The 16,047-nt window shown below is 47.5% G+C and carries 10 protein-coding genes and 1 pseudogene; 2 read left to right on the forward strand and 9 right to left on the reverse strand.

Annotated elements, in window-relative coordinates:
- Positions 1-249: 249 nt before the first annotated feature.
- Positions 250-3,426, forward strand: a pseudogene (locus tag KAI37_RS17930) (bifunctional cytochrome P450/NADPH--P450 reductase).
- A gap of 49 nt (positions 3,427-3,475) precedes the next feature.
- Here the strand turns inward: KAI37_RS17930 and KAI37_RS17935 are convergent.
- The 5 genes from KAI37_RS17935 to KAI37_RS17955 form a co-directional block, all read right to left on the reverse strand.
- A complete protein-coding gene (locus KAI37_RS17935) occupies positions 3,476-4,063 on the reverse strand; it encodes a restriction endonuclease (protein WP_220029920.1) in 588 nt (195 codons plus the stop codon).
- 175 nt (positions 4,064-4,238) lie between these two features.
- On the reverse strand, positions 4,239-5,648 hold the full coding sequence (gene aspA / locus KAI37_RS17940; RefSeq protein ID WP_013311251.1) for an aspartate ammonia-lyase: 1,410 nt from the start codon (positions 5,646-5,648) through the stop codon (positions 4,239-4,241).
- Between the two features lie 196 nt (positions 5,649-5,844).
- Positions 5,845-6,375, reverse strand: coding sequence for a GNAT family N-acetyltransferase (locus KAI37_RS17945; protein WP_071641950.1), 531 nt, complete (start codon positions 6,373-6,375; stop codon positions 5,845-5,847).
- Between the two features lie 108 nt (positions 6,376-6,483).
- On the reverse strand, positions 6,484-6,885 hold the full coding sequence (locus KAI37_RS17950; RefSeq protein WP_061829696.1) for a VOC family protein: 402 nt from the start codon (positions 6,883-6,885) through the stop codon (positions 6,484-6,486).
- Between the two features lie 115 nt (positions 6,886-7,000).
- Complete coding sequence (locus KAI37_RS17955) at positions 7,001-10,378, reverse strand: S-layer homology domain-containing protein (RefSeq protein ID WP_220029921.1); 3,378 nt, start codon at positions 10,376-10,378, stop codon at positions 7,001-7,003.
- Between the two features lie 183 nt (positions 10,379-10,561).
- Here KAI37_RS17955 and KAI37_RS17960 point away from each other — a divergent pair, with 183 nt between their 5' ends.
- The gene (locus KAI37_RS17960; RefSeq protein ID WP_220029922.1) at positions 10,562-11,725 is read left to right on the forward strand and encodes an aminotransferase A; all 1,164 of its coding nucleotides are present in this window, start codon (positions 10,562-10,564) and stop codon (positions 11,723-11,725) included.
- A gap of 512 nt (positions 11,726-12,237) precedes the next feature.
- On the opposite strand, the gene KAI37_RS17965 is transcribed toward KAI37_RS17960, so the two are convergent.
- The 4 genes from KAI37_RS17965 to KAI37_RS17980 are packed head-to-tail and all read right to left on the reverse strand — an operon-like array spanning position 12,238 to position 16,030.
- On the reverse strand, positions 12,238-13,311 hold the full coding sequence (locus tag KAI37_RS17965; RefSeq protein ID WP_220029923.1) for an ABC transporter substrate-binding protein: 1,074 nt from the start codon (positions 13,309-13,311) through the stop codon (positions 12,238-12,240).
- Entirely contained in the window at positions 13,308-14,129 is an 822-nt protein-coding gene (locus tag KAI37_RS17970; protein WP_013311255.1) for an ABC transporter permease, read from the reverse strand. The genes KAI37_RS17965 and KAI37_RS17970 overlap by 4 nt, the downstream gene beginning before the upstream one ends.
- Positions 14,119-14,931, reverse strand: coding sequence for an ABC transporter permease (locus KAI37_RS17975; RefSeq protein WP_023989586.1), 813 nt, complete (start codon positions 14,929-14,931; stop codon positions 14,119-14,121). The genes KAI37_RS17970 and KAI37_RS17975 overlap by 11 nt, the downstream gene beginning before the upstream one ends.
- On the reverse strand, positions 14,921-16,030 hold the full coding sequence (locus KAI37_RS17980; RefSeq protein WP_028542542.1) for an ABC transporter ATP-binding protein: 1,110 nt from the start codon (positions 16,028-16,030) through the stop codon (positions 14,921-14,923). Before KAI37_RS17980 ends, KAI37_RS17975 begins: the two co-directional genes overlap by 11 nt.
- Positions 16,031-16,047 lie beyond the last annotated feature (17 nt).

Below are 16,047 nucleotides of genomic sequence, written 5' to 3' on the forward strand. Positions count from 1 at the left end.
ATCTTTATATCGGTTATAAAAGCATATTTTTTCATAAGAGTTTCTGTAAATTCATTGTAAATAGAGCATGATAAATGAGATGATTTTTTCTCTATATGTAAAAAGTGTAGATTTTCGTACTGCTTTTATTATACGAACTGTCCAAATTCATTTATTTTCGTTTATATCGGAAGAATAAAGTGTAATTTGGAAAACATAGGCACTCTGAAACCATCACTCTATTTCAATCCGAAAGGAGTAACATTTAAAATGACTTCGACAGATTTAATTCCGCAGCCCAAAACTTATGGTCCCTTAGGTAATCTGCCCTTGATCGATACACATGCCCCTGTCCAGTCTCTGGTTAAGCTTTCTTATGAGTACGGTCCAATTTTCCGCATGGATCTGCCTGAAGGAACGAACATTTATATTTCCGGTCATAAGCTGGTCGCAGATGCTTGTGATGAATCCCGTTTCGACAAACAAGTGTGGGCTCCGTTACAAAAAGTACGAGCTTTTGCAGGAGACGGACTATTCACAAGCTGGACTGAGTAACCGAACTGGCGCAAGGCCCACCAAATTTTGCTACCAAGCTTCAGCCAGAGGGCTATGAAGGGTTACCACAATATGATGCTTGATCTTGCTGTTCAGCTGATACAGAAATGGTCTCGGCTTAATCCCGATGAAAGTGTAGAGGTACCGGAAGATATGACCCGGCTGACTTTGGATACCATCGGATTATGCGGCTTTAATTATCGTTTTAACAGTTTCTACCGCGATCAGCCCCATCCGTTCGTGACCAGTATGACACGCGCACTAGATGAAGCGATGGGTCAGCTGCAACGCCTCAAGTTGCAAAACAAGCTGATGTTATCGAAGAAAAAGCAGTTTAAACACGATATCGAAACGATGTTTTCTCTGGTAGACAGCATTATTCAAGAACGCAAAACCCTTGGCAACCAAGGAGAAGAGGATTTACTGGCACGCATGCTGGAAGGCAAGGACCCGGAAACTGGTGAGACGCTGGATGATGAAAATATCCGCTATCAGATCATCACCTTTCTCATTGCCGGTCATGAAACGACTAGTGGGCTTTTATCCTTTGCCATTTACTATTTGCTTAAGAATCCGCGAACGCTAACCAAGGCCTATGAAGAAGTGGATCGCGTGCTCACCGATTCGCTGCCTTCCTATACTCAGGTTCGTGAACTCAAGTACATAAGGATGATACTGAATGAAGCTCTGCGACTATGGCCGACAGCGCCCGCCTTCTCTCTCTTTGCCAAAGAAGATACGCTGCTCGACGGAACCTACCCACTTAAAAAAGGTGACAGCGTCAATGTACTCATCCCAAAACTGCACCGTGATACCGAGGCTTGGGGCGAAGATGTTGAGGAATTTCGACCGGAACGCTTCGAGGACCCATCCGCCATTCCGCAAGATGCCTACAAACCGTTTGGCAACGGTCAACGCGCCTGTATTGGACAGCAGTTTGCCTTACAGGAGGCCACCCTTGTGCTGGGTATGGTACTGAAACATTTTGAGCTGATTGATCATACTCATTATGAGTTGAAAGTCAAAGAAACGCTCACACTCAAGCCGGAGGGCTTCACCATTCAAGTACGCCAGCGCAGCACACAGACTGCCGTCATGCTGCCAGGTGCCGCTCAAGAACTTCATGAACAAGAGGAACAAAAGGTTGCACCCCCTCATGCCGAAAAGCATGATACTTCTTTGCTGTCTTTGTACGGCTCGAATCTGGGTACAGCTGAGGGACTTGCAGGGGAACTAGCCGATTTAGGCCGAAATTGGGGTTTCAACAGTAGCATAGCAACTCTGAATGATCGTGTGGACAATTTGCCTAAAGAAGGCGTGGTACTTATTACGACCGCATCTTATAACGGGCATCCACCGGATAATGCTGATGCCTTTGTACAATGGTTAGAGCAGGCAGACGAGGGGCAACTGGCAGGCGTAAGGTACGCTGTATTCGGCTGCGGCGACCGCAATTGGGCCAGCACGTATCAGCGTATTCCAAGGCTGATCGACGAGTTGATGACTACCAAAGGGGCGAAGCGACTGTATGACCGGGGTGAGGGCGATGCCAGCGGTGACTTCGAGAAGGATTGGGAAGCCTGGAACCACGGCTTATGGCCGGATTTGTTGAATGCTTTCGGGGTAGAGCACAATGATACAGAACCGGAGGACAGCAACAGCCTGAGCATAGAGTTCGTCAGCGCCATACTCAGTACACCTCTTGCAGACAACTACGGAGCAGTTACCGCCGTCGTTACAGCGAATCGTGAGCTGCTTGCTGCTGAAAGTGAACGCAGTACACGACATCTGCAGCTCAAATTACCAACCGGATTGTCCTATCGCGAAGGCGACCACCTTGGTGTGTTACCGCGTAATCCTGCTTCGCTGGTCAAAAGGGTGATGCAACGCTTTAAATTACAGGAACAGGATTACATCGTATTGAGAGGCAGTGACCGGGATGCGACGCATCTCCCCTTAGATCGGCCTGTCAGTATAGGAGATTTGCTCACTCTCAGTGTGGAACTGCAAGAACCGGCAACAAGAGCCCAGCTACGGCAACTGGCATCCTTTACAGTGTGTCCACCGCACAAGAAAGAAATTGAAGCTTTGCTGGAGGATACTACCTTTGATCGAGAGATACGACAGAAGCGCGTCACGATGCTGGATATTCTGGAGAAGTATCCAGCCTGCGAGCTGCCATTTGAAAACTTTATCTCGCTGTTACCACCACTCAAGCCTAGGTACTACTCCATCTCAAGCTCTCCGCTTGAATCGGATAATTCGGCGAGTATAACAGTGGGCGTCGTGCGTGGACCCGCCCGTAGCGGACAAGGTGAATACCTAGGAATTGCCTCCAATTATTTGGCGCAGCTCCAACCAGATGATCCAATTGTCATTTTTGTGCGTAAGCCTCAGTCGGGCTTCCGTTTGCCGGAAGATCCAACCGTGCCTGTCATCATGATCGGTCCGGGTACTGGAGTGGCACCATTCCGCGGATTCCTCCAGACACGTCATGTACTTAAGGAGAGAGGAGAACCCCTCGGCGAGGCTCATCTATATTATGGCTGCCGTAATCCAAAGCTCGACTATCTGTATAAGCAAGAGCTGCAAGCCTGGGAGCAGGAGGGAATCGTTACGCTTCATACAGCCTTTTCACGTCTGCCCGGTCAATCCAAAAGATACGTGCAGCATGTCATGAAGGAAGATGCAGATACTCTGATTCACTTGCTTGATGAAGGAGCGCATCTGTATGTATGCGGTGATGGTAGCCGTATGGCTCCCGATGTAGAAAACACCCTTTGTGCAGCTTACGCGGAAGCACACCATACCAGTAAAGAAGAAGCACAGCAATGGCTGGATCGTCTCCAACAGAAAAAACGCTATGCCAAGGATGTCTGGACAGGCATCTAATGATATCACTATAAGAGCAAGCATCATGTTAAAAAATAAAAGGGACTGATTATCTTTCACTCCATTTGGAAGCAATCACTTCGGTTTTACTTTCTATGAGATCCATGACTTCCTCGCGGCGTTTCGTCTTGAATAAATTAATCATGTCGATCAAGTCGTTGCGGTCTAATAATTTAACCCCGTTGACAGCAGCAAGTGTTTTACAGGATTCCGTATAACGGCCGGAGGTGATGACGAGGGACTTGTCAGCTGCATAATAACGCATAGAGGTATAGATCTCCTGCACCGCGCCCAAGCCTACCGGATGTTGTACCCCATAACGTTTGGCCTGTATGACAACTCTGACGCCTTCACGGTCTGTAAAAACCAGATCCGCTCCAAAATCCCGGCTACTGGTTGTTTTATAGATATCCTTATAGCCAAGCGCGGATAATAACCGCTGCAAATAAAGCTCAAATTCCGACCCATCCTCCATACGATCTATATCCTGAATTCCAATTTTGCGTGGGTCCAGATCACGTAAGATCCGATTTCTGCGACCACGTATCAGTCCTCTGATGATGAGCGTAAACAACACTAAAAGTACAATGAGTCCTATTCCTAATTCCTTGTATGCCAATAATTTCTCTAGCAACATCCAACTCTCCCTTATCTACCGTAAGCGTAGCCGTATCATCCCTAACAGGGAACCCTCCTATGCACGCTGGCTCCCGTATTATATCTCTCTTTAGCACATAACAATAGCCCCGCCAGATTCGACGGGGCTATCTTCGTCTTGCCTCAAAGCTGTCTAAACTCCATACTCCGCATTATTATTCGCGATTCAGCAAAGATTCTCCGGCAATACCAGGCTGAGTCATTTGGTACGGGTCCAATATAATGTCCAGCTCCTCCTCGGTCAGTACATTGTACAGCAAGCACAGCTCGCGCACCGATTTCCCAGTCGTAATTGCTTCGCGAGCAATGCGTGATACCACCTCATATCCAAGATGCGGATTAAGCGCTGTAATAATGCCTACACTGTTCTCCACATATTCACGACACCGCTCCACATTCGCTTCAATTCCTTCTACACAATGAATGCGGAAGACGTGAAAGCCCTGCTTCATAATTTCCAGCGATTGCAGCAGATTGTAGACCAGTACAGGCTCCATCACATTCAGCTCGAGCTGACCAGCCTCAGAAGCCAAGCAGATTGTATGATCATTACCAATGACTTGGAAAGCAATTTGGTTAATAACCTCACACATCACCGGATTTACCTTGCCTGGCATAATGGATGACCCTGGCTGACGAGCAGGCAGACTCAGTTCTCCCAGACCTGCACGAGGTCCGGAAGCCATTAACCGGATGTCATTTGCCACCTTAGACATATTCATCATACAAATTTTCAAGGCAGCAGACACTTCAGTATAAGCATCCGTATTTTGTGTAGCATCTACAAGATTTTCGTCAGCTTCCACAGGGAAGCCACTGACTTCTGCCAGTACCTCTGCGACACGCTGAATATAACGACGGTCTGCGTTCAGGCCCGTACCCACCGCAGTTGCACCCATATTAATCGTTAGCAGGTGCTGCTTAGTCGCACGGACGCGTCCGATATCACGACCCAGCACACGCGCATAAGCCTGAAACTCCTGTCCTAATCGGATCGGCACTGCATCCTGCAAGTGAGTCCGCCCCATTTTAATGACACTATCAAACTCATTTGCCTTGCGGGAAAATGCTTCCTGAAGCTCACTCATGGTAGCTAACAGCTTATCAATCATACTTAATACAGCCAAGTGTACGGCAGTAGGAAAAGCATCGTTCGTCGATTGCGCCATATTAACATGATTATTAGGACTGATCTCCTGATAATCTCCGCGTTGCTTGCCAATCAGCTCCAACGCACGGTTCGCAATTACTTCATTTGTATTCATATTAATGGACGTGCCTGCGCCGCCCTGAATCGGATCGACGATGAAATGATCATGCAACTGTCCTTGTATAATCTCATCAGCAGCCTGAATAATGGCCTCTGCTTTGGGGCGGTGTAAACGGGTTAGTTCCATATTTACCGTCGCTGCTCCCTTTTTCACGATCGCCATGGCTTTAATCAACTCAGGGTGCAGTCTTTGGCCTGTAATTGGAAAATTTTCTTTTGCCCTCAGCGTTTGTACACCGTAATAGGCATCTGATGGCACTTCCTTGGTACCTAAAAAATCATGCTCCAACCTCATATTCTCTGATTCCTCCGCTGTGTTTGCTACGTTCTTCAATTCAGTACAGCCAAATTGGCATAAGACCTATTCTGATCCCCTCTTCATTATACGTTTCTATTCCCGTGCTTTTCCAGTCGAATAAACGCGGAAAAAACTATGTAATCCTATGACAAGTTATGATTACCCGTATATACCACACTTATTCGGTAAATGCTCAGCTATGACTAGAATACAGATTTAATGGCTTATAATAATATCGAGTGGCATGCAGCTGACCATCGGCTGATTGAGCATAACCCGGAATAACACCAGCTTCTACGAACCCGATCGACTCGTATAGTCCATTGGACGGGTCACCCACCCGCGTATCGAGCACCAGTAACGTTCTATCCTGACTTAGTGCCTCTTCTTCCGCTACCTTCATTAACTGTCGTGCGATCCCCAGTCTGCGTCCAGACGGATGCACCATAAGCTTTGCAATTTCCGCACGATGAATAGCGTTAGCTTTTTGAGCCAAATGCAGCTGGACCGTCCCTACAGGTACTCCGTCCTTCTCGGCAATCCACAGAACTACACCGTCCTCAAGTACATTGTTCCAATAAATTGCTGCTTCCTGATAACCTAATGGGGGTAAGAAACCTATAGATGCACCGTCTGCAACCACGTCGATTAACAGTCGACTCAGTGAATCTGCCAGGGCTTCGCTCAGATCTTGAACAGGGTAGACTCTTATTTCATTAGACATTGTGATTCCTCCCGATGAGTTCAATAACATACAATAAAGAAAGCAAACTATCTTTTAGGATAGCTTACTTTCCATGATACTTCGTTTACTTCATCATTCTTATTTCCATTACTGCTCTGCCATATAAAAGAACTCCCACAGATGACCATCCAAATCCTGAAAGCTCCATCCATACATAAAACCATGATCTTGAGGTTCGTTCGAGGGTTTGCCGCCCGCTTCCAAAGCCTTGTGGACAATCTCGTCTACCTTTTCTCGGCTCTCCACCGATAAGGCAACAATCGCTTCTGTACTTTTTGTCGCATCTGAAATTTCTTTTGTCGTGAACGCTTTAAAACGTTCTTCAACCAATAACATGACAAAAATATGCTCACTAACAACCATACAGGTTGCATGTTCATCAGTGAACTGAGCGCTGAATTCAAATCCGATGGTAGTGAAAAAATCAATGGACTGTTGCAGGTTTTTAACTGGTAAATTCACAAAAATTTGTTTAGCTTTTACTCCCACGACATTTCACCTCTTCATTCGTAATTCATTCTACTTTATCATACTACCTCTCCACAAAAGATAACTTAACTATCGTATAAAGTCAATCAATCTGACATTTGTATAGTGAAGTCTCCTATTCCCAATGTAGCTTATCCAGTGTGCGTGATAATACAGCCGTTGCTTCTGCCCTCGTCACGGATGTAGCCGGGCCAAAACGGCCTTTCTCGTCTCCCTTCATAATACCTAGTCCAGACAAAGTCTTCACAGCCGGAGCTGCCCATGTAGAAATCTCCTGCGCATCCGATAATGATACGGATATACTTTCACTCACTTCTTTTGTATTTTCTTCTGTGTTCCCAGCGAAGCGCAAGGCTCTCTCTATAATCACAGCCAGTTCCTCCCTCGATACCGGTGTATTAGGACGGAAGCTTCCGTCAGCATAGCCGTTGATCAGCCCGGCTGCTGCTGTGGTACGTACGGAATCCGCATACCACGATTCGGTTTGAACGTCGTCAAAGCTCGTCAGCGTGCGATCTGTATGCTCCAATCCAAGCACCCGAACCAGCATCGCTGCCAGTTCAGAGCGTCGCACCTGGCCTTCAGGCTCAAAATGTACGTTCGCTAAGTCCCTTTCACGAGTCGCACTAGCTGTAGACGCTATTGAATGGGTCCCCGTCACAAGCAGGCGAGTTGCCAACCGTGTAATGTCTCGCTGCGCCCAATGGCCGGATATATCCATGAACGATCTGACTTCACCAGAAGCCCCGCCATCAAGCACAGCGTAAGTCCCTCCCGAACGTCCATACACGGTTATTTCCTCACTCGTAGCGTGAAAAGGAACGGGGGTATATGATAGCTGTCCGGCTTGGTTAGTCGATACCTTCACTACAGCAAGCTGGTCTGCATCGCCCGTTGCAGGAGCACGTAACAGATAACGTTCATACCCACTACCAGAGTCTCCGTTACCTGCCAAAAGCCGTTTCCGTCCATCCTCGTTTCTCAGCTCAGCGGCGATATCCAAAGCCTGTAACAGTTTGCGCCCTGGCGGAACATCAAAGCGTTTAGCCAGTTCTTCGTTCGAAGTGATGGAAAAATTCAAGGAAATTTGTCTTACAGGCACCTGCCAGGTATCAGCCAGTTTCTGAAGAGACAAACGACTTGTTGCTACTTCATATCCACCTTGTGGCGTTTCCACTCGAAGGGTACGAATACGGTCGTTCAAGACGGCTCCCAAAGCTTCCCCGCTTAAAAGAATCTCATACGTCCTCGCTTCTACTTGCTCCCCTGCACGGATCACAAGAGTACCCTTCGCGCCATTTTGAATGGCCTTTTGTATTTCAGCAGCCGTTACTTGAGCAACTGCCTTCTTCAATCCGTTTTGCTCCACTCTGGTCATTACAGACTTGACTTGCACCACATTTGTACCAGACAGGCTGCTTCCATTGGGTTCACTACTGGCAGTCTGACCCTGCCCATTTACTGTTCCATTCACATTACCGCTACTTCCATTTCCTGTGTTACCGTTTCCCTCATTATCCTGCTGATCCTCATCATCATCGTCATTTCGGCCACTCCCACCATCTGTCGGTGGTTCTTCCGTTTTGCGCGGCAAATCTATCTGCGCAACCAACGGATCATGATCACTGACCCGCCCGTCTGCCGCACTAAAGTCCGCATTCATATGAACGATATCCAGCACGGATGATTGGCTCAGTGACGGGCTGACCAGCATATGATCCAATGTTTGCGAGTTACCTTCATAAATATAGGAGTACCGTTCCTTTTCATCCAAATTGTCAATTAGATTGGTCAATTCCTGCCCCCGTAGCAAAGCCAGCGTTTCAGAAAATTGAAAATCATTTAGGTCACCGAGCACCACCATATTGGCCTTAGGGTTTACTTGCAGTACCGACTTTACAAAGCCATTCACAATCGTTGCAATCTTCGCACGCTGTATTTCGCTGCTTCGTACAGGCGGCTGAATTCCTCCAAATGGCGCTTGATCGCCCCCTTTGGAATTAAAATGGTTAGCGACCACAATCACCTGCTGGCCTTCAAACTCAAATTCAGCGGCCAACGGCTTGCGCGAGTCTTCAAATGACGCATTCAGGGGATCAATCCGACCCGGGTTGAGAGAGAGTCCCTGCACTCCATAAGTGACAGACGTAACTGAATCCCCCTTGGGCTTGTCGGTCAGCGTAACACGTTGCGGATTGTACAAGAAGCCAACACGGATGTTACCACCGGGAGCACCGCCATCCTTATTATTTTCAGGGGCAATATCTGTAAAAGCGTACTCCGGGCCTCCATGAGCTCGAATCGCCTCTATGAGCACGCGGAAGCTTTCGGAAGCGTCTGTGGTGCCATCATCTTTCTCACCGTTATTATCCTGCACTTCCAGCAATCCTATGATATCCGGATGATTCAAATTTACGGCGATAGCCTGCCCCAGCTGATCTATTCGTTTTCCATCACCGGGATCGAAGTTTTCCACATTAAAAGAAGCTACTGTCAGCTTACGTTCATCGCGTATCAAACGCGTATTGGCTGGCTGGAGGCCGCCAGGTACAACATCCGGCAGACGCTCTGGCAGCAGCTTATAATTGCTAAAGCTATAGCTCACCACACCTGTGATAGGACCCGCAAAACGATCGCCTGTCTTCAACGGTGTCGAAGGCTTCGCATCAATCAGAATCCGTTGCGGGTTCAGACTTCTTTCTGTCAGCATGAGTCCGCCTGCCTCCGTTACAACCTCACCTGTGTTTGGACCGTTATCAATTCGGACTGGAATTTCATAGCCATAAGGACCAATCACAGTGGCATCCTTCAACTCTACACGCATGCCTTCCAGACTTTCGAAAAAGTCCAAGCCATCCTCCTGTGGATCAAACACCGTCATTCCGTCATTATCAACAACAGATGTCGGCATCACACGTCCCTGTTCACCTAGCAAAATTGGAGCTGGTAATGGACGGTCATTGGCAATTACCCTAACCGAAGAAGCCACAATTTCTGTTGTCGTCAAGTCGATTGGCTTACTTGCATATGTTCTTTCCGTATATTCCTTCACCGAACCGCTAACCCTTACCTCATCCCCAACTTGTGCACCGTGACTAGGCTTGTACACTAAAATGGCCTCGGATGTTTTTTCATCCTGATCCACTTGAGCATCCAACTCTTGGATATAGAAGCTGCTCCCCTTCACCATCGTGACAACGCCTTCAATATCCGCTACTTTTTGTCCTTCATATGGAGAACGGTGTGCTACCCCCTGTATATCGTGGATGCGAAGCTTTTTAGGAAAATAGACATCTGCATATACACTTGCCTCTACAGTTACGGGTGAAGGTTGCACCTCTTTTCCTGCAAAAGATGCAGGCTCTGCAGAAGCTTTTCCACTGGACAACCCTACCGGCCCTCCAGCTGAAAGCATCAGTATGGCACTGAGCCATGTGATCCCGAACCTTTTTAATTTCGTGGGTAATATTTTTACTATGTATTCTTGTTTCATCAGAAGATACTCCTCTCTCCATTTCTACTATGATTACGCTTACAAATATATTCATCTTTTAAGATACCATAAATTAGTCAATTTAGTACCTTAATTATGTAAAATGAATTCTTCTTGCCGTAGCATATTCAGATCAAATTATTGTAAACTTGTTCTAATACAGAAAAAGGTGGCACATACGCTATGGAGCATTTGCTTAACGATCAGGTTAAAAACATTCAAATCAGCGGCATCCGCAAAATCGCCAACAAAGTTGCCGCATTACCCGGAACCCTGTCATTAACGATCGGACAGCCGGATTTCCCTACCCCTGCGCATATTATGGAAGCTGCCCATCGGGCGATTAACGAAGGACGCACCTCCTATACACCTAATCCGGGACTGCCGGAATTAAGAGAAGCCGCAACGGCGTTTGTAGCTCGTAAATACGGCCTGAATTACCGTGGACAGGATGAGGTTATCGTAACGAACGGAGCCAGTGAAGCGCTGGATATTACCTTACGCACGATTTTGTCACCCGGCGACGAAGTTGTTCTACCTGTCCCGATCTACCCAGGGTACGAGCCATTGATCCGTTTGTCAGGCGGCATTCCTGTGTTTGCCGATACCCGCAGTAGCGGCTTCAAGCTCACGGCCGAGGTGCTGGAGCCTTATCTGACCGAACGGACAAAAGCAGTCATTCTCGGATATCCTTCGAATCCAACCGGACGAGTGATGAGCCGCGAAGAACTGGAAGCGGTCGCGGATTTACTGAAGGAGCGCGATCTGTTTATCATTTCGGACGAAATATACAGCGAACTGATTTACGATACACCCCACGTGTCCATTGCAGCTCTACCAGGTATGCGTGAGCGCACCATCGTCATTAACGGTCTGTCCAAATCACATTCCATGACGGGATGGCGTATTGGTTTTACACTTGCACCCGCTGAAATTACACAGCACATGGTCAAAGTCCATCAGTACAACGTGACCTGCGCTAGCTCAATTAGCCAATATGCAGCACTGGAAGCCCTGACCGTCGGGGTGGATGATGCACTTCCGATGCGCGAGGAGTACCGTAAACGTCGGGATTATGTACATGGAAGGCTGACAGATATGGGTATCCCGCTGGAGAAACCCGAAGGAGCCTTTTACCTGTTCCCTTCCATCGCCCATTTTGGATTAAGCTCGATGGATTTTACCTTGAAACTACTGGAAGAGCATGGAGTGGCTGTCGTACCTGGAGATGCCTTTTCCTCCTATGGCGAAGGATACGTTCGCTTGTCCTATGCTTACGGGCAGGATGTGCTGGAGCAAGGGTTGGATAAAATAGAGAGGTTTGTTAGGGGAATTGTGAGGAGTTAAGGTGGGGGAGGCGCTACGCAGTCCATTTGATCTTCCGATCGCTGTTGCTGGGGGATTCTTGGATTGGATAAAACATTTATAGGTAAGAATCCCTCAGCAAAGGCGAACGCTACCGCTTCTCCAGATTCAAATGGCCCGCTTCGCTCACTGCCCACCTTAAAGTCCCACAATTCTCTAACGTGTGTGGGAGACGCAGGGGTAAAAAAATACTCACCGCTTTGCGCGGTGAATAAACAAAACAGACCCTTGAACCACCTGTACGGGTGGTTCAAGGGCCTGTTCGCTCTTCCTCTACTCCCTCACCTGGTGTGGGATTCATGGGTGAGTACCTTTAAGCACGGTGCAGCGGAGGGGGCGGAATGATGCTGGACAAGCGAAGCGGTCGCCTTTAAGTTCCAATTTTTACCTTTAAATATTCAATCATAACAATCGGAATTTAACAGCGATGGTAAGCACCACCCGCCACCGCAGCGACCTTTAAAGCACCAATCCCTAATCCCAACGCCACTCCCCTACTTTAAATGCATTTTGAATTGCAGGAACAATTCATTGTAATGAGCGAGCATGCGCTTGCCCAGATTGTTGTATACTTCCAGCTTGTCAGTAATTTCCGACGGAGGATAAAAACGCTCGTCACCAGAGATATCTTCAGGCAACAACTTCTTCCCATCCTCATTAGGTGTGGAGTATCCTACAAACTCGGCATTTTGAGCGGCTACATCGGGCTGCATCATGAAATTGATGAACTTATGGGCCGCATCCACATGGGTAGCGGTTTTTGGAATAACCATATTATCAAACCACAAGTTGGAGCCTTCATCTGGCACGATGTAATCGAGCTTATCGTTCTCATCCATGATTTCAGACGCATCACCGGACCATACAACGCCGGCAGCAGCTTCCTCGTTTGCCAGCAGCATTTTAATCTCGTCACCAACAACCGCTTTAACATTGGGCGCTAATTTCTCCAACTTCGTCAAAGCCTGCTGCAAATGTGCCTCATTCGTATCGTTCAAGGAATAGTGAAGGCTGTTCAGTGACATCCCTACGACTTCCCTCGCACCATCAACCAACAGTAGGTTATTACGTAGCTTTGGATTCCACAGACCGTTCCAGCTATGAAAATCAATGCCTTTCGTCAGCTCCGGGTTAAACACAATCCCGACTGTACCCCAAAAATACGGTACCGAGTATTCATTTTTCGGGTCAAACGAAAGGTTTAGAAAATGAGAATCCACATGCTTCAAATTCGGCAGCTTGCTGTGGTCCAACGGGAGCAACAAGTGCTCCTGCTTCATTTTAGCCAAAGCATATTCCGAGGGAACCGCTACGTCAAACGAAGTTCCTCCCTGCTCGATTTTCGTCAGCATCGCCTCATTGGAGTCAAAGGTCTGATAAATGACAGTAATCCCCGTCTCCTTCTGAAACCGTTCCAACAGCTCGGGGTCAATGTAGTCTCCCCAGTTGTACACCGTCAGTGTGTTGCCACCGGAGTAGCCTTGACTGGAATTAAGCCATGCTGCCACCCCCATCAGACCAAACGAGATGATGAAAATGGACAGAAACACGCGCACAAGTGACTTCATCTAGGCACCCCCATTTCTGCCGCAGGCTCTTTTTTACCATTACGATTCGCCTTGCGCATAATAAAGTAGTAACCCACCACCAGCAGCACAGTAAACAGGAAAATGAGCGTGGATAGCGCATTGATGGACAAGGAAACCCCTTGACGGGCACGTGAGTATATTTCCACCGATAAGGTCGAATAGCCACTACCTGTCACAAAAAAGGTCACCGCAAAATCATCCAGCGAGTATGTTAACGCCATAAAGAAGCCCGCATAAATCCCTGGCTTGATAAAGGGTAGAATCACCTTGGTCAGCACATCCATTCGGCTGGCACCCAAATCACGCGCGGCATCGACCAGAGATGGACTCATTTCCTGCAACCTCGGCAAAATCATAATGACCGCAATCGGCACACTAAATGCAATATGGGATAATAAAACGGAGTAGAAACCCAGCTTAATCCCGACCATCGTGAACAAAATGAGGAAGGAAGCGCCAATAATGACATCCGGGTTCACGATCAATACATTATTGAGCGACAGCAGCGTATTCTTGACTCGACGGTTCTGCATCTGATGAATAGCCAGCGCACCCATGATGCCAATAATCGTAGCCAACGCAGACGACAGCAAAGCAATCACCAAGGTGTTAATGACAATAATGATCAAACGGGTGTCTGCAAACACCTCTTTGTAATATTGGAGTGTAAAACCTTCAAACTCATGCATCGTCCCGCCACTGTTGAAGGAATAGTACATCAAATACAAAATAGGTGCGTACAACACGAGAAAAACAATCACCAAATAAATATTCCCGAATCGGTTTTTATTTACCATGCCGCACCCTCCGTTTCGTTCCCGAGGTGAGCAGCATAATGATCCCCATCGCCAAAATCAGGAACACGGCAACCGTAGAGCCCATACCCCAATCCTGAGTAACCAGAAAATGCTGCTCTATCGCCGTCCCCAGTGTAATCACACGGTTACCTGCAATCAGGCGGGTAATCATAAACAGCGACAACGCTGGAATAAACACAGCCATGCAACCGGACCGCACACCCGCAAGCGTTAACGGGAAAATAACCCTGCGAAACGCAGTCCACTTGGAGGCTCCCAAATCACGGGCTGCGTCCAGCAATGAAGGGTTTAACCCTTCCAACGCGTTATAGATGGGCAAAATCATAAAAGGCACAAAAATATAAACCGATACAAACACAAAGCTGGAGCTGGTAAACAATAATTGCTGACCTCCCAACCCAACCATACCTAACACCGCATTCACCGGGCCATAGGTACCAAAGATCCCAATAAAAGCATACGTTTTGAGTAGCAAGTTAATCCAGGTCGGCAAAATAATGAGCAACAGCCACAGCTGCTTATGCTTGGTGCGTGTGAGCAAATATGCTGCCGGGTAAGCAACTAACAGTGAAAATACAGTGATCAGAAATGCATACCAGAACGAGCTAAGCGTCATGCTCAAATAAACAGGTGTCAGAAACTGAGCATAGTTGTTGAATGTGAGATGACCATCCACATCAAATAACGAATAGTAAAACACAAGAACAACTGGAGCCGCCACGAACAGCACAATCCATAAATAGTAAGGCAGCAGATACGCTGCTCTTGTATTACCGGACATGCTGATCCACCTCTTCATAGGCTTCCAGACGCCGATCAAATTCTTCCTCTGTTTCCCCGAACCGCATCACATGGATCGCTTCCGGGTCAAATCGCAGACCGATTTCACTGCCCAGCTCCGCCTTTTTGGTAGAATGCACGAGCCACTCCTGACCCGAATCATCATAGCAGCTTATTTCATAGTGAACCCCACGGAACAATTGGGTATCCACTTTTACACGTAGCTTGCCTTCAGCCACACTCGTAATCTCCAAGTCCTCCGGCCGGATCACAATTTCAATAGGCTCGTTCGGACGTAGTCCGCCGTCGACACATTCAAACTGTCGACCGTTAAATTCCACTTGGTAATCCGCAATCATCCGTCCTGGGACAATATTGGATTCACCGATGAAATCAGCAACAAACCGATTGATCGGCTCATCATAAATATCATTAGGGGTACCACTTTGCTCAATCTTACCTTTGTTCATGACAAAAATTTCGTCCGACATGGCCAGCGCTTCCTCCTGATCATGCGTAACGAAAATAAAGGTAATTCCAAGGCGCTGCTGCATTTCGCGCAAAATGTACTGCATTTCAGTACGCAGCTTTAAATCCAGTGCAGACAACGGTTCATCCAACAACAGAACATCAGGCTCATTGACGATAGCCCGTGCGATGGCTACACGCTGACGCTGTCCCCCGGACATCTCAGAAATTTCCCGCTCGCCGTAGCCTTCCAGATTGACAAAGGACAACGCCTGTGTCACCTTCTCCTGAATGTCCTTTTTGTTCATCTTTTTGATTCGCAGACCAAAGGCTACATTTTCAAACACATTCAGATGCGGAAATAGCGCATAATCTTGAAAAACCGTATTGACCTGCCGCTCATTGGCTGGAACACGATTAATGAGTTTTCCGTTCAAATAAATAGAGCCTTCTGTCGGCTCCGCAAAACCTGCAATCATACGCAGAATCGTTGTTTTACCACAGCCGGAAGGCCCCAGCAGTGTATAAAATTTACCACGCTCAATCTCAAAGCTGACGTCCGCCAGCACTGGGGGATCGTTGTCATATTGCTTGGTCACCCGTTCAAATCGGATGATGGTTTGCTCTCCCATAACACCCTCCTTCAAAA

The sequence above is a fragment of the Paenibacillus sp. S25 genome, assembly GCF_019454085.1.
Lineage (GTDB): Bacteria > Bacillota > Bacilli > Paenibacillales > Paenibacillaceae > Paenibacillus > Paenibacillus polymyxa_B.

Bases quoted from the DNA above. Each gene is read 5' to 3' on its own strand.
- KAI37_RS17945 (WP_071641950.1), bottom strand. From the start codon at position 6,375: ATGTCTAATGAAATAAGAGTCTACCCTGTTCAAGATCTGAGCGAAGCC.
- KAI37_RS17980 (WP_028542542.1), bottom strand. From the start codon at position 16,030: ATGGGAGAGCAAACCATCATCCGATTTGAACGGGTGACCAAGCAATAT.
- KAI37_RS17955 (WP_220029921.1), bottom strand. From the start codon at position 10,378: ATGAAACAAGAATACATAGTAAAAATATTACCCACGAAATTAAAAAGG.
- KAI37_RS17935 (WP_220029920.1), bottom strand. From the start codon at position 4,063: ATGTTGCTAGAGAAATTATTGGCATACAAGGAATTAGGAATAGGACTC.
- KAI37_RS17960 (WP_220029922.1), top strand. From the start codon at position 10,562: ATGGAGCATTTGCTTAACGATCAGGTTAAAAACATTCAAATCAGCGGC.
- KAI37_RS17970 (WP_013311255.1), bottom strand. From the start codon at position 14,129: ATGGTAAATAAAAACCGATTCGGGAATATTTATTTGGTGATTGTTTTT.
- KAI37_RS17975 (WP_023989586.1), bottom strand. From the start codon at position 14,931: ATGTCCGGTAATACAAGAGCAGCGTATCTGCTGCCTTACTATTTATGG.
- KAI37_RS17965 (WP_220029923.1), bottom strand. From the start codon at position 13,311: ATGAAGTCACTTGTGCGCGTGTTTCTGTCCATTTTCATCATCTCGTTT.
- aspA (WP_013311251.1), bottom strand. From the start codon at position 5,648: ATGAGGTTGGAGCATGATTTTTTAGGTACCAAGGAAGTGCCATCAGAT.